The 24,668-nt window shown below is 65.7% G+C and carries 19 protein-coding genes and 1 pseudogene; 13 read left to right on the forward strand and 7 right to left on the reverse strand.

Annotation, left to right across the window (positions count from 1 at the left end; genetic code table 11):
• The 7 genes and pseudogenes from BHE01S_RS38405 to BHE01S_RS14055 form a co-directional block, all read left to right on the forward strand.
• A pseudogene (locus BHE01S_RS38405) lies at window positions 1–241 on the forward strand (FtsH protease activity modulator HflK); the annotation flags it as partial.
• A 13-nt stretch (window positions 242–254) separates the two neighbouring features.
• Window positions 255–1,169, forward strand: a complete 915-nt coding sequence (gene hflC / locus BHE01S_RS14030) for a protease modulator HflC (RefSeq protein WP_042265006.1) — start codon at window positions 255–257, stop codon at window positions 1,167–1,169.
• A 47-nt stretch (window positions 1,170–1,216) separates the two neighbouring features.
• Window positions 1,217–1,408 (forward strand): DUF2065 domain-containing protein, encoded by a 192-nt coding sequence (locus BHE01S_RS14035; RefSeq protein ID WP_042265008.1) that lies wholly within the window; start codon window positions 1,217–1,219, stop codon window positions 1,406–1,408.
• A 123-nt stretch (window positions 1,409–1,531) separates the two neighbouring features.
• A complete protein-coding gene (locus tag BHE01S_RS14040) occupies window positions 1,532–2,683 on the forward strand; it encodes an ATP phosphoribosyltransferase regulatory subunit (protein ID WP_042265011.1) in 1,152 nt (383 codons plus the stop codon).
• Window positions 2,684–2,862: 179 nt separating this feature from the next.
• Window positions 2,863–4,209 (forward strand): adenylosuccinate synthase, encoded by a 1,347-nt coding sequence (locus BHE01S_RS14045; RefSeq protein WP_042265013.1) that lies wholly within the window; start codon window positions 2,863–2,865, stop codon window positions 4,207–4,209.
• Window positions 4,210–4,232: 23 nt separating this feature from the next.
• Entirely contained in the window at window positions 4,233–4,802 is a 570-nt protein-coding gene (locus BHE01S_RS14050) for a phosphoribosyltransferase (protein ID WP_042265015.1), read from the forward strand.
• A 261-nt stretch (window positions 4,803–5,063) separates the two neighbouring features.
• Entirely contained in the window at window positions 5,064–6,950 is a 1,887-nt protein-coding gene (locus tag BHE01S_RS14055) for a potassium transporter Kup (RefSeq protein ID WP_042265017.1), read from the forward strand.
• Window positions 6,951–7,052: 102 nt separating this feature from the next.
• Here the strand turns inward: BHE01S_RS14055 and BHE01S_RS14060 are convergent, their stop codons facing one another.
• On the reverse strand, window positions 7,053–9,413 hold the full coding sequence (locus tag BHE01S_RS14060; protein WP_042265020.1) for a Tex family protein: 2,361 nt from the start codon (window positions 9,411–9,413) through the stop codon (window positions 7,053–7,055).
• Between the two features lie 192 nt (window positions 9,414–9,605).
• Between BHE01S_RS14060 and BHE01S_RS14065 the strand changes: the two genes are divergently transcribed.
• From BHE01S_RS14065 to BHE01S_RS14075, 3 genes are all read left to right on the forward strand, one after another.
• Window positions 9,606–10,616: a colicin transporter gene (locus BHE01S_RS14065; protein ID WP_157025383.1), complete on the forward strand. Its 1,011-nt coding sequence runs from the start codon at window positions 9,606–9,608 to the stop codon at window positions 10,614–10,616.
• Window positions 10,617–10,703: 87 nt separating this feature from the next.
• Window positions 10,704–10,937 (forward strand): DUF465 domain-containing protein, encoded by a 234-nt coding sequence (locus BHE01S_RS14070; RefSeq protein WP_042265021.1) that lies wholly within the window; start codon window positions 10,704–10,706, stop codon window positions 10,935–10,937.
• 76 nt (window positions 10,938–11,013) lie between these two features.
• Complete coding sequence (locus BHE01S_RS14075) at window positions 11,014–13,284, forward strand: ATP-dependent DNA helicase (protein ID WP_042265023.1); 2,271 nt, start codon at window positions 11,014–11,016, stop codon at window positions 13,282–13,284.
• A gap of 166 nt (window positions 13,285–13,450) precedes the next feature.
• Here BHE01S_RS14075 and BHE01S_RS39100 read toward each other — a convergent pair whose 3' ends face one another.
• On the reverse strand, window positions 13,451–13,711 hold the full coding sequence (locus BHE01S_RS39100) for a hypothetical protein (RefSeq protein ID WP_084068853.1): 261 nt from the start codon (window positions 13,709–13,711) through the stop codon (window positions 13,451–13,453).
• 232 nt (window positions 13,712–13,943) lie between these two features.
• On the reverse strand, window positions 13,944–15,176 hold the full coding sequence (locus BHE01S_RS14080; protein ID WP_042265024.1) for a cupin domain-containing protein: 1,233 nt from the start codon (window positions 15,174–15,176) through the stop codon (window positions 13,944–13,946).
• Between the two features lie 32 nt (window positions 15,177–15,208).
• Between BHE01S_RS14080 and BHE01S_RS14085 the strand changes: the two genes are divergently transcribed.
• The gene (locus tag BHE01S_RS14085) at window positions 15,209–15,754 is read left to right on the forward strand and encodes an FKBP-type peptidyl-prolyl cis-trans isomerase (RefSeq protein ID WP_042265025.1); all 546 of its coding nucleotides are present in this window, start codon (window positions 15,209–15,211) and stop codon (window positions 15,752–15,754) included.
• 7 nt (window positions 15,755–15,761) lie between these two features.
• On the opposite strand, the gene BHE01S_RS14090 is transcribed toward BHE01S_RS14085, so the two are convergent.
• The 4 genes from BHE01S_RS14090 to BHE01S_RS14105 form a co-directional block, all read right to left on the reverse strand.
• Window positions 15,762–17,138: a hypothetical protein gene (locus tag BHE01S_RS14090; RefSeq protein WP_063769086.1), complete on the reverse strand. Its 1,377-nt coding sequence runs from the start codon at window positions 17,136–17,138 to the stop codon at window positions 15,762–15,764.
• Between the two features lie 73 nt (window positions 17,139–17,211).
• A complete protein-coding gene (mutS, locus tag BHE01S_RS14095; RefSeq protein WP_042265055.1) occupies window positions 17,212–19,896 on the reverse strand; it encodes a DNA mismatch repair protein MutS in 2,685 nt (894 codons plus the stop codon).
• A 96-nt stretch (window positions 19,897–19,992) separates the two neighbouring features.
• Window positions 19,993–21,291, reverse strand: coding sequence for a lysophospholipid transporter LplT (lplT, locus tag BHE01S_RS14100; protein WP_042265028.1), 1,299 nt, complete (start codon window positions 21,289–21,291; stop codon window positions 19,993–19,995).
• 161 nt (window positions 21,292–21,452) lie between these two features.
• Window positions 21,453–22,253: an inositol monophosphatase family protein gene (locus BHE01S_RS14105; protein WP_042265029.1), complete on the reverse strand. Its 801-nt coding sequence runs from the start codon at window positions 22,251–22,253 to the stop codon at window positions 21,453–21,455.
• Between the two features lie 462 nt (window positions 22,254–22,715).
• On the opposite strand from BHE01S_RS14105, the gene BHE01S_RS14110 reads away from it, so the two are divergent.
• On the forward strand, window positions 22,716–23,603 hold the full coding sequence (locus BHE01S_RS14110; RefSeq protein ID WP_167337684.1) for an RNA methyltransferase: 888 nt from the start codon (window positions 22,716–22,718) through the stop codon (window positions 23,601–23,603).
• Window positions 23,604–23,821: 218 nt separating this feature from the next.
• On the forward strand, window positions 23,822–24,646 hold the full coding sequence (cysE, locus tag BHE01S_RS14115) for a serine O-acetyltransferase (protein ID WP_042265031.1): 825 nt from the start codon (window positions 23,822–23,824) through the stop codon (window positions 24,644–24,646).
• Window positions 24,647–24,668: the final 22 nt, after the last annotated feature.

The raw sequence follows: 24,668 nt of genomic DNA on the forward strand, positions 1-24,668 counted from the left end.
GGCAACGGCAGGCGCGGCGTCGGACGCCAACGCGGCGTCCGCGCCGGCAACCGGCAGCGAGTCACAGCAAGGCGCGCAGTTGGGCGCGCAGTTGGGCGTACCGCCAGGGGCCCAACCGGGCGCCCAGCAGCAGGGCGCGGCTCCGGCAGCCACGGCCAGCGACGCGGCAGCCGCCGCAAGCGACGCCTTCCGTTCGCGCGATGCGTTCCGCTCGCGCGGCCGCGAAAGCGACGTGCAATAAGGGGCGCGCCGATATGAACAAGATCATTGCGCTCGTCGTTGCCGTCGTGGTTGTCGTGCTGGTTGCGTCGTCGGCCGTCTTCATGGTCGATCCGCGCCACGTCGCCATCATTTCTTCGTCGGGCGGGGCCAATGCCACGCTCGCCGGTCCCGGGCTGCATGTGAAGCTGCCGCCGCCGTTCCAGACCGTCACGTTCATCGACACGCGCATTCAGGCGTTCGATGCGCCCGACGCCGACCGCTACACGACCTCGGACAAGACCGAGCTGCTCGTGAACCCGGTCGTGCGTTATCGCATTTCCGATCCGCTCAAGCTCTTCGCGGCCACCAAGGGCGATGCGCAGACGCTTTCCGATCGTCTCGCCTCGCTGTCGCGTGACGCGCTCGGCGACGCGATTTCGAAGGTCACGCTCGCTGAGGCGCTCGCGCAGCAGGAAGCCATCGCCAGCGGCGCGCGCGACGCGCTCAGACAAGCTGCGGCGCCGCTCGGCATCGACGTGATCGCGATCGAGCTCACGCGCGTCGATTACCCGCCGGAGCTGGCCCAGACGGTCTTCAAGCGCATGAGCGCCGCGCGCGAGCAGGCCGCCGCCGAGATTCGCGAAAAGGGCGCGGCCGAAGCGCAGCAGATCAAGGACGACGCACAGCGCAAGCAGCAGGGCGTGCTGGACGAAGCCTACGCCCAGGCGCAAGCGATCAAGGGCGAGGGCGACGGCAAGGCCGCCGCGATCGCCGCCGAGGCGTTCGGGCGCGACCCGGACTTCTACCGGTTCTATCAGAGCATGCTCGCGTACCGCGAGAGCTTTCGCCCCGGCGACGTCATCGTGGTCGATTCGTCGAGCGACTTCTTCCGCTTCATGCGTGGTCCGAACGGCGGCGCGAATAGCGGGGATAACGCTCCCGCTTCGGCCACTCCGCGCAAACATTAGACAAAACGAGACACACGCGCCGCGCACCGCGCGGCGTATTTCTTCGCATGGACATAGCTGGCTCCCTCTTGCTCGCGATCGCGCTGATGCTGATTATCGAGGGCATGTTCCCGTTCGTTTTTCCGACGGCGTGGCGTGACACATTCCGTAAAATCGCGGAACGGCCGCCGCATCACATCAGGATCGGCGGGCTTATCGTGATGGGGCTCGGCCTCGTCCTGCTGGTGCTGGCGACCTGATGGCCTCGTGCCGCAGTCGCTCGCAGATGCGGTGAGTGGTTGGCGTTTTTTTGACGGATTCCGAATTATCGGGCCGCGCGGCGTTTCGCTGTGCGCGGTCCTCATTGTGGCAGGACTCAACCGATGTCGACCTGGTTACTCCCCGAGAATATTGCGGACGTGCTGCCGTCCGAAGCGCGCAAGATCGAAGAACTGCGCCGCCGCCTGCTGGACCGTTTCCGCGCCTACGGCTACGAAATGGTCATGCCGCCGTTGCTCGAGTATCTCGAGTCGCTGCTCGTGGGCAGCGGGCGCGACCTGAACCTGCGCACGTTCAAGCTCGTCGATCAGCTCTCGGGCCGCACGCTCGGCCTGCGCGCCGACATGACGCCGCAGGTCGCCCGCATCGACGCGCACCTCCTGAACCGCCAGGGCGTGACGCGCCTGTGCTACGCCGGCAACGTGCTGCACACGCTGCCGCGCGGCCTGCATGCCACGCGCGAACAGATCCAGACCGGCGCGGAAATCTACGGTCACGCTGGCCTCGAAGCGGACCTCGAAATCCAGCAGCTGATGCTCGATGCGCTGCGTCTCGCGGGCCTGGCCAAGGTGCGTCTCGACCTCTCGCACGCCGGCGTGCTCGCCGCGATCTTCGAAGCGGATCCCGCTGCGGCTGCGCTCGGCGATGCTTTGTATGAAGCGCTCGCAGGCAAGGACGTGCCCCGTCTCGCCGAACTCACGCAGCACCTCGGAGCCGCCACGCGCGACGCCTTGCGGGCGCTGCCGTCGCTCTACGGCGACGGGAGTGTGATCGACGAGGCGCGCAAGCGTCTGCCCGCGCTGCCAGGCATCGCTCGCGCGCTCGACGACCTCGCGTTCCTCGTGCGCGAGATCGAGGGCGCGGAGCTGATGATCGACCTTGCGGATCTCGGCGGCTACGCGTACCACAGCGGCGTAATGTTCTCGGCCTACGTGGACGGCGTGCCGAACGCCGTGGCCCGCGGCGGCCGCTACGACAAGGTGGGCGAGGCCTACGGACGCGCCCGCGCGGCAACGGGCTTCTCGCTCGACCTGCGCGAAGTGGCGCGTATTTCGCCGGTCGAGGCGCGCAGCAGCGCGATCCTCGCGCCGTGGCGCCACGACGAGGCGCTGCGCAGCGCTGTCGCCGCGCTGCGCGATGCAGGCGAGGTCGTGATCCAGGCGCTGCCGGGTCACGAGCACGACATGGACGAGTTCGCCTGCGACCGCGTGCTCGTCGAGCGCGACGGCGTCTGGGTCGTCGAAAAGCACGCCTGATACCGCATCCGGGTGGCCATCGGGGCGGCGATTCGCGCCGCCGCGCAAGCGCGCCAAAGCACGCTTCGCATCGCGCATGCCGTTGAGTGCAAAAGGAAATTCCGCGAATTTCGGGAAAAAAAGGCGGCCTTGCCGCTGAACCCAGGTAGAATACGTTTTTAACCAGCTAACGAAACACCATGTCTGCCAGCGCAGTGAATGTAACCCCGGGGCGCAATGTCGTCGTCGTGGGCACCCAATGGGGCGATGAGGGCAAGGGCAAGATCGTCGACTGGCTGACGGACCATGCGCAAGGCGTGGTGCGTTTCCAGGGTGGTCACAACGCCGGCCATACGCTCATCATCGGCGGCAAGAAGACCATTCTCCGGCTGATCCCGTCGGGCATCATGCGCGCCGGCGTCGCCTGCTACATCGGCAACGGCGTGGTGCTCTCGCCCGAAGCGCTCTTCAAGGAAATCGGCGAGCTCGAAGAAGTGGGCATCGACGTCCAGAAGCGTCTGTTCATCTCCGAAGCCACCACGCTCATCCTGCCGTACCACATTGCTATCGACCAGGCGCGCGAAGCCAGGCGCGGCGCCGCGAAGATCGGTACCACGGGTCGCGGCATCGGTCCGGCCTACGAAGACAAGGTGGCACGTCGCGGTTTGCGCGTGCAGGATCTGTTCGAGCCGGAGAATTTCGCCGCGCGCCTGCGCGAGAACCTCGACTATCACAACTTCGTGCTCACGCAGTACCTGGGTGCGCCGTCCGTCGACTATCAGCAAACGCTCGACACGATGCTCTCGTACGCCGATCGTCTGAAGCCGATGGTAACGGACGTTTCGCGTCGTCTGTATGACGTGAACCACGAAGGCGGCAACCTCCTGTTCGAAGGCGCGCAAGGCACGCTGCTCGACATCGACCACGGCACCTATCCGTTCGTCACGTCGAGCAACTGCGTCGCGGGCGCGGCGTCCGCTGGCGCGGGTGTCGGTCCGCAAAAGCTCAACTACGTGCTCGGCATCACCAAGGCGTACTGCACGCGCGTCGGTTCGGGCCCGTTCCCGAGCGAACTGTACGACGCCGACAACGCCGATCGCCAGGAAGAAGTGGGTCTCACGCTCGCGAAGGTCGGCAAGGAATTCGGTTCGGTCACGGGCCGTCCGCGCCGCACCGGCTGGCTCGACGCGGCCGCGCTGCGCCGCTCGATCCAGATCAACGGCGTGACGGGTCTGTGCATCACGAAGCTCGACGTCCTCGACGGTCTCGACGAAGTGAAGCTCTGCGTCGGCTACAAGGTGGACGGCAAGGACGTGGACATTCTCCCGCGCGGCGCGTCGCAAGTGGCCGCGTGCGAGCCGGTCTACGAGACGTTTGAAGGCTGGAACGAAAGCACCATCGGCATTACGCAGTTCGACGCGCTGCCGAAAAGCGCGCAGGCGTATCTCACGCGCGTGCAGGAAGTCGCTGGTGTGCCGATCGACATGGTTTCGACCGGCCCGGATCGCGACGAAACGATCCTGCTGCGTCATCCGTTCAAGGTCTAAGTGGTAAGAAGGCAGAAGCAAAAATGATTCAAATGATGGACCCGCGCAACGACGACAAGAACCTGTGGGTCGGCTGGGACGAATATCACCGGCTGATCGAACTGCTCGCGCTCAAGGTGCACGAGTCGCGCTGGAAGTTCGACCAGATCCTGTGTCTCGCGCGCGGCGGCTTGCGCGTGGGCGACCAGCTCTCGCGCATCTACGATCTGCCTTTGGCGATCCTCGCGACCAGTTCGTACCGCGAAGCAGCCGGCACGGAGCAGGGCGAACTGGACATCGCGCAATACATCACGATGACGCGCGGTCACCTGGAAGGCAACGTGCTGCTCGTCGACGATCTCGTCGATTCGGGCGTCACGCTCGCCCGCGTGCAGGAGCACCTCAAGGAGCGTTACCCGGCCGTGACCGGCGTGCGCTCGGCGGTGCTCTGGTACAAGGGCTGCTCGAAGGTGACGCCGGATTATTTCGTCCAGCATCTGCCGACCAACCCGTGGATACACCAGCCATTCGAGGAGTGGGATACAGTGCGCCCGCACAATCTCGGTGCGTGGATCAAGCGCGGTTTGCAGCAAGCGCAAGATTCGCAGAATTAATCAGGCGTCGTGCCGCCTCCCGGGTTTTCGGGCCTGCGGCGGACAGATTCAGAGACGGAGCCTTCATGGCTCCGTTTTTTTTTGTGCGCATCGCCGTCGTTTCCCGGCGGCGGCGCAGGCGGGCAGACGGCATCTGGGCCCGGTGCTAAACTGCGCGGGGACAGGGGGATGTCGCAGTGCCGCGACGGCCGCTCGGTTTCTGCCGCAGCCCGGTTTAGAATAGCGCTCGTTTTTTCCGCCTCGCAACGGATTACCGCGTATATGACAACTAGCACACACGTGGCCAAGCAGCCGCTACCTACTCTCGCCGTAGCGGCCATCGGCGTGGTGTTCGGCGACATCGGCACGAGCCCGCTGTATTCGCTGAAAGAGGCGTTCAGCCCGTCACACGGCATTCCGCTCAATGAGACCTCGATACTCGGCGTCATTTCGCTGTTGTTCTGGGCGATCGTGATCGTCGTGAGCGTCAAATATGTCTTTTTTGTGATGCGCGCCGACAACAATGGCGAGGGCGGCGTGCTCGCGCTCATGGCGCTCGCCATGCGCTCGTTCAGCCGCAAGAGCAGGTCGGCCGCGCTGCTCACGGCGTTGGGAATCTTCGGGGCGTGCATGTTTTACGGCGATGCCGTCATCACGCCGGCCATCTCGGTCATGTCGGCGGTGGAAGGGCTCGAAATCGCCGCGCCCAAGCTCTCGCATCTGGTGTTGCCGCTCACGATGGTGATCCTCATCCTGCTGTTCTGGATCCAGCGGCACGGTACCGCGCTGGTCGGCCGCCTGTTCGGCCCGATCATGGTGCTCTGGTTCGTCACCATCGGTGTGCTCGGCGTCTCGCGCATCGTCCAGGCGCCCGGCGTCATTGCAGCGCTCAGCCCGTATTACGCGGTCAGTTTCATGGGCGCGCACATGCTGCAGGCCTACGTGGTGCTCGGCTCGGTTGTGCTGGTGCTGACCGGCGCGGAGGCGCTCTACGCCGACATGGGGCACTTCGGCGCGCAGCCGATTCGCTGTGCCTGGTACACGCTCGTGATGCCCTCGCTCGTACTCAACTACTTCGGGCAGGGCGCACTGCTGATGCAGGACCATCGCGCGATCGAAAATCCGTTTTTCCTGCTAGCGCCGGAATGGGCGCTGCTGCCGCTCGTCGTGCTTTCCACTGTGGCGACCGTGATCGCTTCTCAGGCCGTGATCTCGGGCGCGTACTCGCTCACGAGTCAGGCCATCCTGCTTGGCTATGTGCCGCGCATGAAGGTGCTGCACACGTCGGACCTCGCCATCGGCCAGATCTACGTGCCGGTCGTGAACTGGATGCTGCTCTTCATCATTCTGTGCATCGTCGTCGCATTCAAGAGTTCGGACAATCTGGCCGCCGCATACGGTATCGCCGTGACCGCGACGATGGTGATCACCACGGTGCTCGTCGCCGTCGTGATGACGAAGGTGTGGAAGTGGAACAAGGCGCTCGTCACCTGCATCATCGCGGTGCTGCTGGCCGTCGATCTGGGCTTTTTCGGCGCGAACCTGCTGAAGGTCGAGGAGGGGGGCTGGCTGCCGCTCGGCATCGGCGCACTGCTGTTCTTCCTGCTGATGACCTGGTTCAAGGGCCGCATGATCGTGAAGGACCGCACGGCCGCCGACGGCATTCCGCTCATGCCCTTCCTGCAAGGACTGCTCGCGCACCCGCCGCATCGCGTCTCGGGTACGGCGATCTATCTCACGGGCAGCGAATCGCTCGTGCCGGTGAGCCTGCTGCACAACCTCAAGCACAACAAGGTGCTGCACGAACGCACGATCTTCCTCACATTCGTGATTCGCGACATTCCGTACGTGGCGGACGCGGAGCGCGTGACGGTGAAGGATATCGGCGGCGGACTCTATCTCGTGAAGGCCGATTACGGTTTCAACGAAACGCCCGACGTGCAGGCGGTGCTCGACGAGATCTCGCGCACGCACAACATGACGTTCGAGATGATGGACACGTCGTTCTTCCTCGCGCGCGAGACGGTCGTGCCGACGCAACTGCCGGGCATGTCGATCTTCCGCGAACGCGTGTTCGCGTGGATGCATCAGAACGCGGCGAAGCCCACCGACTTCTTCAGTATTCCTGCAAACCGCGTGGTCGAACTCGGCACGAAGATCGAGATCTGATCGCGTCGTTTCGACCAGAAAAAAAAGGCACCTCCATGGGGTGCCTTTTTTGGTTGCGCGCGCAACGTGAGCCGATGCGGCCCATGTTGCGTCATGCGGACATCAGCGTTGCTTGAGCTTCGCGAATGCCGCCGCCATCGCGCCTGCCGGTTCCGCATCGCGCGAACGCTGGCCGCCGCGAGTATCACGACTGCCGCCGCTGCCGCTGCCGCTGCCGCGATTGTCGCGGTTGCCCGACTGGCTGCCGCCACTACGTGAGGCGCCCGCACTCGCGGGGTCGTCGTCCAGACGCATCGTGAGCGCGATGCGCTGACGCTTCACGTCGACGTCGAGCACCTTCACTTTGACGACCTGGCCGGCCTTGACGACTTCGTGTGGGTCCCTGATGAACTTCGTCGACATGGCCGAGACGTGCACGAGCCCGTCCTGATGGACGCCCACGTCGATGAATGCGCCGAACGCAGCCACGTTCGTCACGACACCTTCGAGCAGCATGCCCGGCACGAGGTCGGAGACTTTCTCGACGCCATCGCGGAAGGTTGCCGTCTTGAACTCGGGGCGCGGATCGCGGCCCGGTTTTTCCAGCTCGCTCAGGATGTCGCGCACCGTCGGCAGACCGAAACGTTCGTCCACGAACTCGGTGGGCGCGAGGCCCGAAAGCGCTTCGCGGCTGCCGAGCACATCGCCGATCGTACGCTTGATCTTCGCGAGCATGCGCTCGACGACGGGGTACGCTTCCGGGTGCACCGACGAGCGATCGAGCGGATTGTCGCCGCCGTTGATGCGCAGGAAGCCCGCGGCTTGCTCGAAGGTCTTGTCGCCCAGGCGCGGCACCTTCTTCAGATGCTCGCGCGAAGGGAACGGGCCGTTCGCATCGCGGTAATCGACGATATTGCGCGCGAGCGTCGAGTTCAGGCCCGACACGCGGGCGAGCAGGGCAACCGAGGCCGTGTTCGCATCCACGCCCACGGCGTTCACGCAGTCCTCGACGACCGCGTCGAGCGAGCGCGCGAGTTCGCGCTGGTTCACGTCGTGCTGGTACTGGCCCACGCCGATCGCTTTCGGCTCGATCTTCACGAGTTCGGCGAGCGGGTCCTGCAGACGGCGCGCGATGGAAACGGCCCCGCGCAGCGACACATCGAGTTCGGGGAATTCCTTCGCCGCCAGTTCGGAGGCCGAATAAACCGACGCCCCGGCTTCGGAAACCACGATCTTCTGCAGCTTCAGTTCGGGATGCTTCGAGATCAGCTCGCTCGCGAGCTTGTCGGTTTCACGCGAAGCCGTGCCGTTGCCGATGCTGATGAGTTCCGCTTGCGTCTGCGCGGCGATGCGCGCGAGCTTCGCGAGCGAGCCGTCCCAGTCGCGGCGCGGCTCGTGCGGGTAGATCGTGTCGGTGGCGAGCAGCTTGCCTGTGCGGTCGACCACGGCGACCTTCACGCCGGTGCGCAGGCCCGGGTCGAGGCCGATCACGGCCTTGGGACCGGCCGGCGCGGCAAGCAGCAGATCCTTCAGGTTGCGTGCGAACACGCGGATTGCCTCGTTTTCGGCCTGCTCGCGCAAGTTCGTGAGCAGCTCGTTTTCGATATGCGGCTGCACCTTCACGCGCCAGCACCAGCGGCAGACGTCGGAGAGCCATTTATCGGCCGGACGGTTCTGGTTCGCAATGCCGAAGTGACGCGCGATCATCGCTTCGCCCGGATGCGGCACCTGTGTGTCCAGTTCGCCGCCGAGGCCGAGCTTGATCATCAGCACACCGGCGTTGCGGCCGCGGAACAGCGCGAGCGCGCGGTGCGACGGCACGGTCTTGATGGTCTCGGAATAGTCGTAGTAGTCGCGGAACTTCTCGCCTTCCTCGTTTTCCTTGCCCTCGACCACGCTCGACATCACCACGCCCTGGTTGTGCAGCCAGTCGCGCAGCTTGCCCAGCAGTTCGGCCGTTTCGCCGAACTGCTCGGAGAGGATGTCGCGCGCGCCGTCGAGTGCGGCCTTGACGTCGGCGACACCCTTTTCGGCGTCTACGTACTGTGCGGCTTCCGTTTGCGGGTCGAGCAGCGGGTTCGCGAGCAGCGCGTCGGCGAGCGGCTGCAGGCCGGCTTCGCGCGCGATCTGTGCGCGCGTGCGGCGCTTCGGCTTGTAGGGCAGATAGAGGTCTTCGAGAACCTGCTTGCTGTCGGCCGCTTCGATGGCGCCGCGCAATTCGTCGGTGAGCTTGCCTTGTTCCTCGATGCTCACGAGGATCGCCGCGCGGCGGTCTTCGAGTTCGCGCAGATAGAGCAGGCGTTCTTCGAGCGTACGCAGTTGCGTATCGTCGAGATTGCCCGTGACTTCCTTGCGGTAACGGGCGATGAACGGAACGGTCGAGCCTTCGTCGAGAAGCTGCACGGCGGCTGCGACCTGGCGCGGCTGCACGCTCAGTTCAGTGGCGATACGCTGGACGATCTTGAGTGCTACGGTTTCCGTCATAGGGTCTGGATATTCCTGCGAGGATCGGATTGCGGTCCGGGTTTGCGGTCCGGCGGCCGGTGCGGGCTCGTGTGTCCGGGGCGCCCAGTGTGCAAAAAGGCGCGTTGCCGGGTGCGCCCGCCGGCCGGTGGAGCGGGGCATTTTGCCATAAATGGCCGAGCGCTCAACCCGGGGGGTGTTAGAATTTCAGCCATGTCCCGCTGCTCACAGAAGACGTTGACGACCTCCCGCTTCTCCCCTGATTCGCCCCTTGCCCGGTTTCGCACGCCTGTCGGCGTCACGCGGCGTTTCCCCGCTCTTGGGGCAATTTGTGCCGTCGCGCTGAGCTTCGGTGCGAGCGTTCCGGCCCTCGCGCAGGCGGTCGGGGTGACAGGGCCGCTGCAGAAGCCAGGTGCGGCAACTGCGACGACGCAGTTGCCGCCTTCGGGCAATGCGCCGCTCGCAGCGTCTGACGCAGCAGGGGCCGCTGGGGCGCCCCAGTCGCAGCAGAGTGACTTCGACGCGCGGCAACAGGTGCTGGACCGTCGTGCCGCGGAGAACAACTATCAGTTTGCCGTCGCGCAGCACAACTGCTACAGCACGTTCTTCGTGAATCATTGCATCGGCAAGGCGCGCGACAAGATGCGTGTCGTGCAGGCCGACATCCGCCGCGAGCAACTTGCGCTCGACGACGAAAAACGTGCCGCGCATGCGCAGCAGCGCGACCATCAGGCGGCCTTGCAACGCGCGCAGGACGAAGCCAATGCGCCGCAGCGCGCCGCCAACGAAGCGGCCAGCGCGCAGGCGTACGAACAGAAGCAGCAGCAACACGCGCTCGATCAGGCACAGCGTCAGGCCGAGGCGCCGCAGCGTGCGGCGAACGAGCAGGCGTATCAGGAAAAGCAGCGACAGCATGCGCTGGCCGAGGCCCAGCGCCAGGGCGAGCAATCGCAGCGCAACGCGAACCAGGCGGCATACGACCAGAAGCAGGCGAACTACCAGAACCAGCTTGACGAAGCGCGCCGCCAGGGCGAGGAAAAGGCTCAGGAACGCGCCGGGAAGGCCGAGCGCTACCAGCAGAAGCAGGAAGACGCGGCGAAGCACAAGGCCGATGTCGAAGAGCGTCAGAAACAGGCGGCCGAGAAGGCGCAGCAAAAACAGCAGCAGGAAGAACAGCAGAAACAACAGGAAAAGCAGCAGCAGGAAGAACAGCAGGACCAGTAGCACGAGTAGCACGCTTTTTCAGCCGGACTGCAACCTCAGGCGCGTCGTCCTTCGCAAGCGCGCGCCGCATATGTCGAGGAGGCGAGCATGCGCGAGCATCGTGAAGTCAAGACCGAGGTCCTTCGTGACCGCATTCTGCAACTGGAATCGGAACATGGCGATCTGGACCGCCTGATAGGCAGGATGTCCGACACCCCGGACTATGACGATCTCGAACTGCAGAGGCTGAAGAAGCGCAAGCTCAAGGTCAAGGACAACATCCTCCTGCTGCAACTGCAGCTGGACCCCGATTCAACGAAGACTTCGGACGGGCACGCCTGATTCCGGGTCCTGGCAGGCGCCGGGGCGCGGCAGTCGGCGCGTTGCGCCGTTCCGGACCGAGCAGGAACCGCTTGCCTTGAATTCAACGACCGTTTCCCGTTCCCGGCCCGCGCGCGAAGGCAGCGCGCCGGAGGCCGCCGCGCGCGCGGAGCAAACAGACGCGGCACCCATGTTGAGCGCACGCCGCGCCGCCGAACTCGAAGACCTGTTCGCGGCCGACGGCCTGCTCGCCCGCGAGATCGACGGCTATCGCCCGCGCGCGGCGCAGATCGAAATGGCGCGCGCGGTCGCGGCCGCGATGGAAGCCTCCGCGCAGTCCCTGCCCGATCCCGCGGCGTTCGAACTCCAGTCGCGCCCGGCGCGGCGGGTCGAGCGCGGTGCGCCGGCGCAGCCCGGCGCCGGGGAAGCGGCGCACGCCGCAGCCGGGAACGGCGACAACACGCTGATCGTCGAGGCGGGCACGGGCACCGGCAAGACCTATGCGTACCTCGTGCCGGCCATGCTGTGGGGCGGCAAGGTGGTCGTCTCGACGGGCACGAAGCATTTGCAGGACCAGCTTTTCGCGCGCGACATCCCCACGGTGCGCGACGCCCTGGCGGTGCCCGTGAGCGTGGCGATGCTCAAGGGCCGCGCCAACTATCTCTGCCACTACTATCTGCAACGCACGGCCGACAACGGCCGGCTGCCGTCGCGTCAGGAAACCGCATATCTGCAGGAAATCGTGCGCTTCGCGAAGATCACGCGTTCGGGCGACAAGGCGGAACTCGCGAGCGTACCCGAGACGGCGGCCGTATGGTCGATGGTCACGTCGACGCGCGATAACTGTCTTGGCCAGGAGTGCCCGCATTACAAGGACTGCTTCGTGATGCAGGCGCGCCGCGAAGCGCAGCAGGCCGACATCGTGGTGGTGAACCACCATCTGTTCTTCGCCGACATCATGCTGCGCGACACCGGCATGGCCGAACTGCTGCCGAGCGCGAATACGATCATCTTCGACGAAGCACACCAGTTGCCCGAAACGGCAACGCTCTTTTTCGGTGAAACACTCTCGACTGCGCAGTTCCTCGAGCTCGCGCGCGATTGCGTGGCCGAAGGCCTGAGCCACGCGCGCGACGCGGTGGAGTGGGTCAAGCTCGGCGCGGCGCTGGAGCGCGCTGCACGCGACGTGCGGCTCGCGTTCAAGGAAGATTCGCTGCGGCTGTCGATCACGCAGTTGCCCGAGGATCACCCGCTCTTTGATGCGCTCGATGCGCTGCAAACCGAACTGGGCACGCTTGCCACGGCACTCGCAGGGCAGGCAGAGCGCGCCGAATCGATTGGCGCGTGCCTGCGCCGCGCGCGCGAGCTGCAGGGTATTCTCACGGGCTGGACCGCGCCGCAGGGCGCCGCGCCGGCGCGTGAAACACACCAGGCCGACGCGCAAGGGCAGGACGAAAGCGCTCACGCGCAGGACGACGCGGACGAGAAAGTCCGCTGGGTCGAGGTGTTCTCGCACACGGTTCAGCTGCACGAAACCCCGCTCTCCGTGGCGCCGATCTTCGCCAGGCAGCGTGCCGGTGTGCCGCGCACGTGGGTCTTCACGTCGGCCACGCTTTCGGTGCGCGGCGACTTCACGCACTACGCGGCGCAAATGGGCCTGAGTTCGCGCCGTTCGATGACGCTGCCGAGTCCATTCGACTATCCCACGCAAGGGCTGCTTTACGTGCCGCGCAACATGCCGCAGCCGTCCTCGCCGCAGTTCACCGACGCCGTCTTCGATGCGGCGTTGCCGGCGATCGAGGCCTCGGGCGGCGGTGTCTTCATGCTGTGCACGACGTTGCGTGCAGTCGATCGCATCGCCCAGAAGCTGCGCGACACGATCGAGGCGCGCGGCTGGAATACGCCGCTGCTCGTGCAGGGCGACGCGAGCCGCACAGAGCTGCTCGAGCGCTTCCGCGCCTATGGCAATGCGATCCTCGTGGGCAGCCAGAGCTTCTGGGAGGGCGTGGACGTGCGCGGCGATGCGCTCTCGCTCGTGGTCATCGACAAGCTGCCGTTTGCGCCGCCCGACGATCCGGTGCTGGCGGCGCGCCTTGACGCGCTGGCAAAGAAAGGTCTGAGCCCGTTCGCGGTCCACCAGCTCCCGCAGGCGGTGATCACGCTCAAGCAGGGCGCTGGGCGACTGATTCGTGCGGAAACCGACCGCGGCGTGCTGATGATTTGTGACACCCGTCTCGTCGACAAACCGTATGGGCGACGTATCTGGCAAAGCCTGCCGCCGTTCAGGCGGACGCGGGAGATCGAAGTGGTGCAGGCGTTCTTCGAAGAGAAGAATCAGCAGGCAGGGGAGTCTGGCGAAGCGCATTAAGCTTCATGCGCGCCGCATAACAAAAAGCCACGAACATGAGTTCGTGGCTTTTTTGTTTGCCCGACGTATGTCTGAAGCGCGATTGACGCAAGCAGCAGACCGTACGACGGTTCGCCGAGAAGCCCGCCGGGACCGAAGCCCCAGGCGAGCCTCGCGCGAACGCAACTTACTGGCTTGCGCCCGAAGCGGCAGCCGGAGCCGATGCGCCAGCGTCCGAAGCGGCAGCGCCAGCGTCCGAAGCCGCGGCGGGAGCAGCGTCGCTCGCAGCAGCAGCCGGAGCCGATGCGCCAGCGTCCGAAGCAGCAGCAGCCGGTGCCGAAGCAGCGGCAGCATCGCTAGCCGGCGCAGCAGCTTGGTCGCTGCTCTTGTTGCACGCAGCGAGTGCAACAGCTGCCAGCAGGGATGCTACGAGGAGGGATTTCTTCATGATCACGTCCTTTTATGGTTAAAGGTAAGCAACAGCGCAAAATAATACCGGTAAATGTGCCCCAACACCGACCTGAGCCGCTGGTGGAGACGCACTGCAAGAGCGTGAATCTTCCCTACGGCCTGGCCGGAAATTATAGGCACTTTCGTATCGACCGTCGACAAATCCGGGGACAATACGTTGTCTTTCTCATACAAGCACTATTTTAGTACGGTATAACAGTCCGAAGCGCTTAGGCAAGCACCCCGGTCCGAATCCAGCCCGCACGATACCACTCGTGTAGCAACGCTGTCACACACGAATCGTGTGAGAGTGTTACAAAGCGTTTCCCGTCCATAGAGCGCCTGTCGGCCAGTGCCGGCAGCCACTTTCTTGCTTCTTTGAGCAAGTACTGTTCCCCGTTCAGGTAATACGACCGCGAATCGTAAAGCAGGATCGTCCTGCGGTCGAGTGTTATCCCATTTTTTACTGCTTGCGCAACGAAACGGGCTTCGTCGAGCGGTTTTTCGGGGGCATCGAACACCACATTGGCTTTCGGTTCCGACAGCCACGAGCCCACGAACGAGGAGACGTCGGCGCCGCTCCAGCGCACTTTAGCAAGCACGCCGCCAACACGCTCTACCAGTGCAGGAGGAAGCTGCGCAGGATGCGCCACGGCCGGCTGGTCGGGGTCGCGGTAGAGCGTGGGTCTGTCGCTGCCGTGACTGGCGCCGCGCTCCGCGAGCCAGTAAAGAAACTGGCTCGTCAATTCGTTCGTGGAAGGAGAACGAAAGCCGATCGAGCACGTCATGCATTCACCTTCGGCGATGCCGTCGTGCGCGATGTGCGGCGGCAGGTACAGCATGTCGCCCGGCTCCAGCACCCACTCTTCTTCAGGCTGGAAGTTCGCGAGAATCTTCAGCGGCATGCCTTCCTGCAGCGAAAGGTCGCGCTGGGCACCAATGCGCCAGCGGCGCTTGCCGTGCACCTGCAGCAGGAACACATCATACGAATCGAAGTGCGGGCCGACGCCGCCGCCGTCCGATGCGTACGAGATCATGAGGTCGTCGAGCCGCGCGTCGGGCGCGAAGCGAAAACGCTCGAGCAGGGCACGCGCGCGGTCGTCGTGCAGGTCGGCGCCCTGTACCAGCAGCGTCCACTGGCGGGTCTTCGGCGCGGGCAGTTCGTCCGGCGAGAACGGGCCGTGTTCGAGTGCCCAGCGGCGGCGAAAATGGGTGATGAGACGCGACTCGACATCGTCGTTGTCTGCGAGCGCGAAAAGGGCTTCGCGTGAGAGCGGCGCTTCGATGTCGGGAATCGCCTGGCGGATCAACAGCGGCTTTTTCTGCCAGTATTTGCGCATGAACTGCGCCGGCGTCAGGCCGCCCAGAAGCGGCGTAGCAACATCGGGCGCGGGGCATGCCGGGGGGAGGGAGGCGCGCCGCTTGCGCGCGTCCACCGGGTGGTCTGGGGACCGCTTCGGCATCGTATAATGTGGTCTGTAATCTGGAGGATCGAATGAAAATTGCAAAGGACACCGTCGTGTCGGTCGCTTACAAGCTATCGGATGCGCAGGGCAATCTGATCGAGGAAAGCGACGAGCCGATGGTCTATCTGCACGGCGGCTATGATGGCACGTTCCCCAAGATCGAGGAAGTGCTGGACGGGCAGGAGCCGGGCTTCGAGACCCAGATCCAGCTTGAGCCGCAAGACGCTTTCGGGGAATACGATCCCGAGCTCGTGAAGATCGAGCCGCGCAACCGCTTCCCCGAGCCGCTCGAAGTCGGCATGCAGTTCGAAGGCACGCCCGAAGAAGGCGACGAAGATCTCGACACGCTCATCTACACGGTCACGGACGTCGCCGAAGACAAGGTCGTGCTCGACGGCAATCATCCGCTAGCGGGCATGGCGCTGCGTTTCGCGTTGACGGTCAAGGAAGTGCGCACCGCCACCGAAGACGAAATCGAACATGAGCACGCGCATGGCGCGGACGGCCTCGAAATTGTCGACGAAGACGAAGAAGACGACGGCGACGAAGGCGCCTCGAAACCCACCCTGCACTAATCGCCGCTCAATGCGCGAAGCCGCTTGGCGCTGGTGCGCCGGGTGGCTGCAGCGGGTCAGGCGGCTGGCCATTGCCGCCGCCGCTTGCGCTGCCGTTTCCACCATCCAGGCCGTTCTGGCCGTTCGCATCGTTCCGGCCATTTAGTCCACCCTGTCCGCCCTGCGTGGGCCACGCCGGCACCAGCACGCCGTTGCCGGCCGGCGGCAAGCCGGAAGGCACGGCGGTTCCCGATGCGCCAGGCGTCGCGGGCGCGACGTCAGGCGACTGCGGCATGCCGGGAATCTCGGTCACGTCGGGCATCGACGACACTTCGGGCATTTCCGGCATCGCAGGCGACGATCCCGCGCCGGGCGTGTTCGGCGACGGCTGCGCCGGCAACAGCGGCAGATGCTTCGGCACCTCGCGCACGCTCACGCGCAGGGGCGTTCGGCGCGCCATGTCGGCGTCCACCTGCAGCCATTGCGTGAGCGGATCGCGCAACGAGAATGCGATGCGCGTAACGTTTTCTATCCTTGCTCCCTTGTCGTTACGCAGCGGCTGATCGATCGTGAAACCATGTGCGAGCTTCGAATCGTCGGCATTCACGACGATGATCTGGCCACGGAAAATCTCGGCGAGCTTCACGAGGCTGCGACGCAATTCGAGATAGCCGTCGCGCGGTGCACGGTGAAAGCGCAGCCACGCGAAGCGGTCGGGGCGCTCGTAATGCTCGGGCATCGCGTTGCCTTGCATGAAGATGACGATCGCGCGCGCGTTGCGGCGCTTCGCATATTCGGCCGCATGTTCGAGCCAGAAGCCGTTGGCGATCACGCGGTCTTCGAACTCGCCGTTGCGCCCGCCCGCATTGAGATAGTGATTGTTGCCGTCCGGCACGTTCAGCCCGATGAACACCGTATCGCCGAGTTGCCAGCGTACGTTTTCCCGATACGGCCGAAAGCGCGAGACTTCGCTTTCGCGCGTGAGCGTCAAGCGCGTTTGGCCGAGCGCGTTGGGATCGGCGAAGAAGTTCTGGCGCAGGAAGTCGAGTCGCTCAGCGGGATCGTAGGCGCCCGAGCCGTTCATGCCGCACGAGACCCAGTCGCGCTCGCCGGGCACGAACACGAGCGGCGCACGTGAGGCATCGAGCAGGTCGTGACGGCGTTCGTAAAGATGGTCGGCACAGGTTTCGTGTGCGCCTTTGATATTGCCGTCGTAGACCGTGAACGCGATTTGCGGATCGCGCCCGATGGCGTCGACGAGCCGCTGCGCCGACGCTTCCTCGGACTGCGAGTTGAGCGCGTTCGCCACGACCGCGAAGGCATAGCGAGGCGCCTGGGCGAACGCTGCGAGCGGCGAACCCAGTGACGAAGCCAGCATCAACGCGCCCGACGCACGGCGCATCATTTTCAGATAGCGCGAGCGGGCACTGCCGCGACCCGCCGGATACGGTGGCCGCGGCGGCGTCGCGAGGCGACGCTCAGCGTTTGGCGTCCGGCGCCGTAGCCAGCTCATGCAGTTCGTACAACAGGTCGAGTGCGTCGCGCGGGCGCAGTTCGTTCGGATCGAGTTCGCGCAGCCGCTGTGCGACGAGAGACGCACCACGATCCCCCTCGACCGGCGCGGCGCGATCCTCCACGAAGGTCGCTTCGTCGTCGTACTCGGCGGCGGGCGCGGCGAACAGGTCGAGTTGCGGCGTGGGCTGCCCGGCCGATTGCTGCTCCAGATGCACGAGATGCTTGCGCGCGGCGCGGATCACGGCGGCAGGCACACCCGCGAGCTGCGCCACCTGCAGGCCGTAGCTCTGGTTCGCCGGGCCTTCCTGCACCGCATGCAGGAAGACGATGCCATGGCCATGCTCGACGGCCGAAAGATGTACATTCGCCGCTTGCGCAAATTCGGCCGGCAGTTGCGTGAGCTCGAAGTAGTGCGTGGCGAAGAGCGTGTGGCAACCGTTGTGCGCGAGCAGATGCCGCGCGATGGCCCACGCGAGCGCGAGGCCGTCGAACGTCGAGGTGCCGCGCCCGATCTCGTCCATGAGCACGAGGCTTTGTGGCGTGGCGTCGTTGAGAATGGCCGCAGCTTCGGTCATCTCGACCATGAAGGTCGAGCGGCCGCCCGCGAGGTCGTCGGCGGCGCCGATGCGTGTGAAGATGCGGTCGATCGGCCCGAAGCTGGCGCGCTTTGCCGGCACGTAGCTGCCCACGTAAGCGAGCAGGGCGATGAGCGCGGTCTGCCGCATGAAGGTCGATTTACCGCCCATGTTCGGGCCGGTGATCAGCAGCAGCTTGCGCTCGGCCGAAAGCAGGCAGTCGTTGGCGATGAACTGCTCGACCTGTGCTTCGACCACGGGATGACGGCCTTGCTCGATTTCGATGCCGGGCGCCTGCGTGAACGTGGGCGCGTTCCAGTCGAGCGCGCGGGCGCGTTCCGCGAACGCAGCCAGCAGGTCGAGTTCCGCAAGTGCGGCGGCCACGCGCTGGCAATCGGGAATGAACGGCAGCAGCGATTGCAGCAGCGCGTCGTAGAGCGACTTTTCGCGCGAGAGCGCGCGTTCCTGCGCGGAGAGCGCCTTGTCCTCGAATGTCTTCAGTTCCGGCGTGATGTAGCGCTCGGCGTTCTTGAGCGTCTGGCGACGGCGGTAGTCGTCGGGGACCTTGTCGGTCTGGCCGCGCGTGACTTCGATATAGAAGCCGTGCACCTTGTTGTACTCGACGCGCAGATTGCCGATGCCGGTGCGCGCACGCTCGCGCGTTTCGAGGTCGAGCAGGAACTGGCCGCAGTTCTCGGAGATGTCGCGTAGTTCATCGAGATCCGCGTCGTAGCCGCGCGCGATCACGCCGCCGTCGCGGACCATCGCCGCCGGCTCCGGCGCGACTGCGCGCTGCAGCAGCGCTGCGCACTCGGCGGGCGGTTCGAGCGCCTCGGCAAGGTGCGCGAGCGACGTGGCCGCCCCGCTTGCGGCTGCGACCTGTTCGCGCAGCCCGGGCAGCGCCGCAAAGGTGTCGCGCAGGCTCGACAGATCGCGCGGGCGCGCGGAAAGCAGCGCAAGGCGCCCGGTAATGCGCTCGACGTCGGCGATCTGACGCAAGGCGCTGCGCAAGGTATCGACGCTCGCTTGTGGCGGCGCCTCGAGCAATGCGCCGATGGCCTGCTGGCGCATTTGCGCGATAGCGGCTTCGCGCGGCGGATGATGGAGCCAGTGACGCAGCAAGCGGCTGCCCATCGCCGTACTGCACGTGTCGAGCAGCGAGCAAAGCGTGGGCGATTCGGTGCCGCGCAGGGTTTCCGTGAGTTCGAGATTACGGCGCGTGGCCGGATCGAGCCCGATGTATTCCGATTCGGCTTCGACCTTCAGGCTGCGCACGTGGCGCAACTGCTGACCCTGCGTGGCCGCTGCATAGAGCAGCAGCGCGCCCGCCGCGCCGCACGCGCTCGTGAGCGTTTGCGCGCCGAAGCCGTCGAGGCTCGCCACGTCGAGCTGGTCGCACAGGCGTTGCTTGCCCGAGCCGACGTCGAAGTGCCAGGCGGGCACGCGCGTGAGCGCCCCCGGTCCGGACGGCGGCGCCCAGGCGGCGGTTTCCGCCGGCATTTCGGCGACGAGGATTTCCGCGGGCCGGATGCGCTCGAACGCCGTGGCGACCTGTTCCGGCGCGACTTCCGCGAGGCGCAACGCGCCGCTGGCGAGATTGAGCCACGCGAGGCCCACGTTGACGGTCACGCCGCGCCGGTTGTGGCCGGGGCAAACGGCCATCAGGTAGACATCGTTCTTGTCGGAAAGGAGCGCTGCGTCGGTTAGCGTGCCGGGCGTCACCACGCGCACGACCTTGCGCTCGACCGGACCCTTGGAGGTGGCCGGGTCGCCGATCTGCTCGCAGATCGCCACCGACTCGCCCAGCTTCACGAGCTTCGCGAGATATTGTTCGACCGCGTGATGCGGCACGCCCGCCATCTTGATCGGATTGCCTGCCGAAGCCCCGCGCTGCGTGAGCGTGAGGTCGAGCAGGCGCGCTGCCTTCTCGGCGTCTTCGAAGAAAAGCTCGTAGAAGTCGCCCATCCGGTAGAACACGAGCGTGCCCGGATGGTCGGCCTTGATGCGCAGGTACTGCTGCATCATGGGGGTATGCTGCGCGATGTCAGCTGCGCCTGTGGTGTGTGTAGCCATCATCGGTGTTTTGCCAAGGGTTCAGGGCGTGAGTTTAACGCGCGTCGATTGCATGTAAAGCCAGCCTTTCGGCTAACGCCGTCACAGCCGCTCCCGTCATTCGTCGACCAGCGCCTGCAGGTCCACGGTGCGCGCGTTTGCCGCACTGTGTCGCATGGCGAGCCAGATCATCGTGGAAACGAATATGCCGAACACGACGATGATCCACTGCACGGGCACCTTCGCGGTGAGCAGCAGCGCATACGCGCCGAGCATGAGCAGCACCGCGAGATTCTGGTTGAAATTCTGCACCGCGATCGAGTGGCCCGCCGAAAGCAGCGTCGCGCCGCGATGCTGGAGCAGGGCGTTCATCGGCACGATGAAAAAACCGGCGAGCACGCCGAGCAGCACCATCAGCGGGTACGCAAAAAGCAGATAGAAGGGCACGATGAACGTGCCGAAGCGCACGCCAACGCCTTGCGGAAAGAGGCCTTTGCTGTAGAACGCCATGCCGATCGCCACCACGCCGCATAGCACGCCCACGGGCAGCACGCGCAGCGAGGCGCGCAGCGACACCCATGCGGCTGCCGCGCCCGCGCCGAGCGCGATGCCGAGTCCTGTCACGCCCTGCATCACGGCGGCTTTCGAGAGCGAGAGTCCGAGATTCGCGTCGGCCCACTTGAGCACGAGCAGTTGCAGCGTGACCGCCGCGCCCCACATCAGGGTCGTGACCCAGAGTGCGATTTGCGCGAGCTTGTCGGTCCAGAGAACGTTGAAGCTATGCGTGAAATCGCCCATGAGGCGAGCCGGTTCCCTGAGCCGGTTCTCGTAGCGCGCGCCCGTGTCGGGAATGCCGATGTTGATGATTGCGGCGAACCCATACGTGATCATGACTGCGAGCATCGCGAGGTCGGCGGCCGAATGGATCGCCGGCACCGGATGGCGCGCGACGAAGCGCTCGGCGTAGGTCGAAACGAGTGCGCCGCCCATCATCGTGCCGACGATGGTGGAAAGCACGGTGGCCGACTCGAGCCACGCATTGGCGGCGACGAGTTTTTCGGCGGGCAACAATTCCGTCAGGATTCCGTACTTTGCGGGCGAGTAGGCCGCCGCGCCGAAGCCGACCACGCCATACGCGATCATCGGATGCACGCCCGCGATCATCAGCAGGCAGCCACACGCCTTGAGCGCGTTCGAGACGAACATCACGTGGCGCTTTTGCAGCGCGTCGGCGAACGCGCCCACGAAAGGTGCGAGCAGCACGTAGGAAATCGTGAAAAAGATCTGCAGCAGCGGCGTCACCCAGGCGGGCGAAGCCATCACCGTGAGCAGCGCAATCGCCGCGATGAGGAGCGCGTTGTCGGCGAGCGACGACACGAACTGCGCGGCGATGATCGTGTAGAAGCCTTTTTTCATCGGATGCGTGCGGGGTGCTCTTGCAGCAGGGCGACGGGCGAAACAAAAAAGCGGCCGAAGCCGCTCGATGCGTATGCGTATGCGTGGGCGAGGCGCGACCTGGCGCGCACCTTGCGCGCGTCGCGGCGGAACATGGCATGCACCGCGACGCACATGAACGCTTACGCCGCCTTGGGCACGCGCGTGTACTTCGAGAGGATCGGCACCATCTGCGCGTAGATCTTCGGGTTGCCCGCGACGACTTCGCCCACGTGCAGGAAGTCCGAGTCGCCCGTGTAGTTGCCGATCAGGCCGCCGGCTTCCGTCACGAGCAGGCCGCCCGCAGCAACGTCCCACGGATTGAGGCCCTGCTCGAAGAAGCCGTCCATGCGGCCGGCGGCGACGTTGGCCAGATCGAGCGCGGCCGCGCCCGGGCGGCGCAGCCCCGCGCACGCATTGGTCATTTCGGCGAACAGTTCGCAGTAGCTGTCGAGGCCGTCCTTTTCGCGGAACGGGAAGCCGGTGCCGATCAGGCCGTCGGCGAGACGGTCGCGGCGGCCCACGCGGATGCGGCGGTCGTTCAGGAACGCGCCGCGGCCGCGCGAAGCGGTGAAGAGGTCGTTGCGCGTCGGGTCGTAGACCACGGCCTGCGTGACGAGGCCCTTGTGCACGAGCGCGATCGACACGCAGTAGTACTGGAAGCCGTGGATGAAGTTCGTGGTGCCGTCGAGCGGATCGATGATCCACTGGTACTCGGACTCGTTCTCCGACTGGCCCGATTCCTCGGCGAGGATGGCGTGGTCGGGGTAGGCGGTCTTGAGCGTTTCGATGATGGCGGCTTCGGCCGCCTTGTCGACTTCCGTGACGAAATCGTTGTGCTGCTTCTTCGCGACCTGCACGAGGTCGAGGTCGAGCGACGCGCGGTTGATGATCTGTCCGGCGCGGCGCGCGGCCTTGACAGCGATGTTGAGCATGGGATGCATGAGCCAGGATCCTTGTTGTCCCGCGCGCGCAAAGGCTGGATGCGCGCACCGGTGGTGCAAAAGATAAAAGCGTCTAACGATTGGACAGGGCGCGGGCCTCGAGCGGACCTGCGGAACCTGTCCCGTCAACGGAGACGAATTGGATAAGAGCGGTGCGCGGCGGCGTGGTTTGCCGACAACGTGCCAGCGACTTGCCGGGCGCCTGGCAAGTCGCTGAACGGCTGCACGATTCGCCCGGCGCGCGCGAAACCGCCATTTTACCCGAGTATCGGCAAATTCATGGCTTCTCCCGGGCGGGATATCGCGATTTCCATGGATATGACGTCCGGCCGGCGCGTCACCCGGGGCAACCGCGGCGCACGGCGGCTTCGCGCGGCAGGCGGCGCATGAGCGGACATCGCCGCGGCGCAAGGCGCGCTAACATACCCATTTCAATCTCCTTTTCGCGGTTAGAGATCCATCTTGGCGCACCCCGATTCACCCGATTCCCACGCAACTCCCCACGCACCGGCGCCGGCTTCCGGCGGCGACGCCCACGAGCCGCTGCGCGGCGGCTTCACGTCCACCCGCTTCGTGCTCGTCGAGCCGAGCCACCCCGGCAACGTCGGCGCGGCCGCGCGCGCGCTGAAGACCATGGGATTCTCGCGCCTCGTGCTGGTGGCGCCGCGCGTGCCGCAGGTCCACTGCGACCCGGAAGCCGTGGCCATGGCGAGCGGCGCCGACGACGTGCTCGCGGCCGCCCACATCGTGCCGACGCTCGCCGACGCGCTGGCGGGCGTGCAATGGTCGCTCGCGCTAACGGCGCGCACGCGCGAGTACGGCCCGCCGCCTGCAGCGCCGCGCCAGGCGGTGCAGGACGCCTGCCGCCAGGCGGCGCATGGCGGCGACATCGCGCTCGTGTTCGGCAATGAGCGCACGGGCCTGTCGAACGACGACGTCGAGCGCTGCAGCGCGCTTGCGCATATCCCGGCCAATCCCGCCTATAGCTCGCTCAATCTTGCCCAGGCGGTTCAGGTGCTCGCCTACGAACTGCGCCTTGCGTACCTCGGGGAGAGCGCACCCGCGGCAGCGCTGCCGGCGGCTGGCGGTGCGGGCGGCGCCGCGCAGCCCGCGGCCGGGTCGCCGCTCGCGACGAGCGACGACATCGAGCGCATGTACGTTCACCTCGAGAACGCGCTCATCGCGCTCGAGTTCCTCGACCCTGCCAATCCGAAGAAGCTGATGTCGCGGCTGCGGCGGCTCTTCGCCCGCTCGGGGCTCGAGCGCGAGGAGGTCAATATCGTACGCGGCATCGCCAAGCACATCCTCCTGTTCAAGGGCAAAGGCGAAGGCAAGGGCGAGAACCGCTGATCCTCTGCGCCGGCACGGCTGCGCGCGCCGGCCCAACCTTGCCGCCGACGGGGACTTCCGACTTCAAATCGGCTTTGCGCCTACAATCGGCTGAAAACCGGCGAAAATTCATAAGCAAATGCGCGCGGCTGCAATAGCCGTTGCGCCGCTTGCGTGCACGCGAGCGGCGTCGCGCGGCCGCCATTGCCCATGTTTCATCCGTTTATAGCGTGACTGCCATGTTCAAGAGACTTCGCGAAGACATCGCCACGATCCGCGAGCGCGATCCCGCCGCCCGCAGCGCGTGGGAGGTCCTGACCTGCTATCCGGGCCTGCATGCGCTCGTGCTGCATCGCTTCGCGCATGCGTGCTGGCTCGCCAGGCGCCGCTGGCTCGCGCGCTACGTTTCGCAGATCGCGCGTTTTCTGACGGGCATCGAGATCCATCCGGGCGCGACCATCGGCAGACGCGTATTCATCGATCACGGCATGGGCGTCGTGATCGGCGAGACGGCCGAGGTCGGCGACGACTGCACGATCTACCAGGGCGTGACGCTCGGCGGCACGTCGCTCACGCGAGGGGCCAAGCGCCATCCGACGCTGGGTGCGGGCGTGATCGTCGGTGCGGGCGCAAAGGTGCTCGGCGGTTTCACGGTGGGCGCCGGGGCGAAGATCGGCTCGAACGCCGTGGTCGTGAAGCCGGTGCCGGAAGGCGCGACGGCGGTGGGCAACCCCGCGCGCGTGGTCGCGCCCGCGAAGACCGCGCAGGTGCAGGCGAGGCCGGCTTCGGCGCGCGAGGGCTTTTGCGCCTACGGCATCACGCCGAATGCCGACGACCCGGTCTCGCTCGCGATCCACGGGCTGATCGACCACGCGGCTACGCAGACCCAGCGCGTCGATGCGATCGTCGTCGCGCTCGAGCGACTCGGCGCGCGACTCGAGGCGCTGCATGGCGCCGATGCGGCACTCGCCGAATTGCGGCGTTTGTCAGAAGGGCTGGAATGCGGTGGGCCGCAGGCCGAGGCCGCGAGCCGCGAACAGGAGAAGGCGGCCGCGCGCGTTTGACGCGTGGCGCGGCTGGCGCGCC

Source organism: Paraburkholderia heleia NBRC 101817 (genome assembly GCF_000739775.1).
Taxonomy (GTDB): Bacteria; Pseudomonadota; Gammaproteobacteria; order Burkholderiales; family Burkholderiaceae; genus Paraburkholderia; species Paraburkholderia heleia.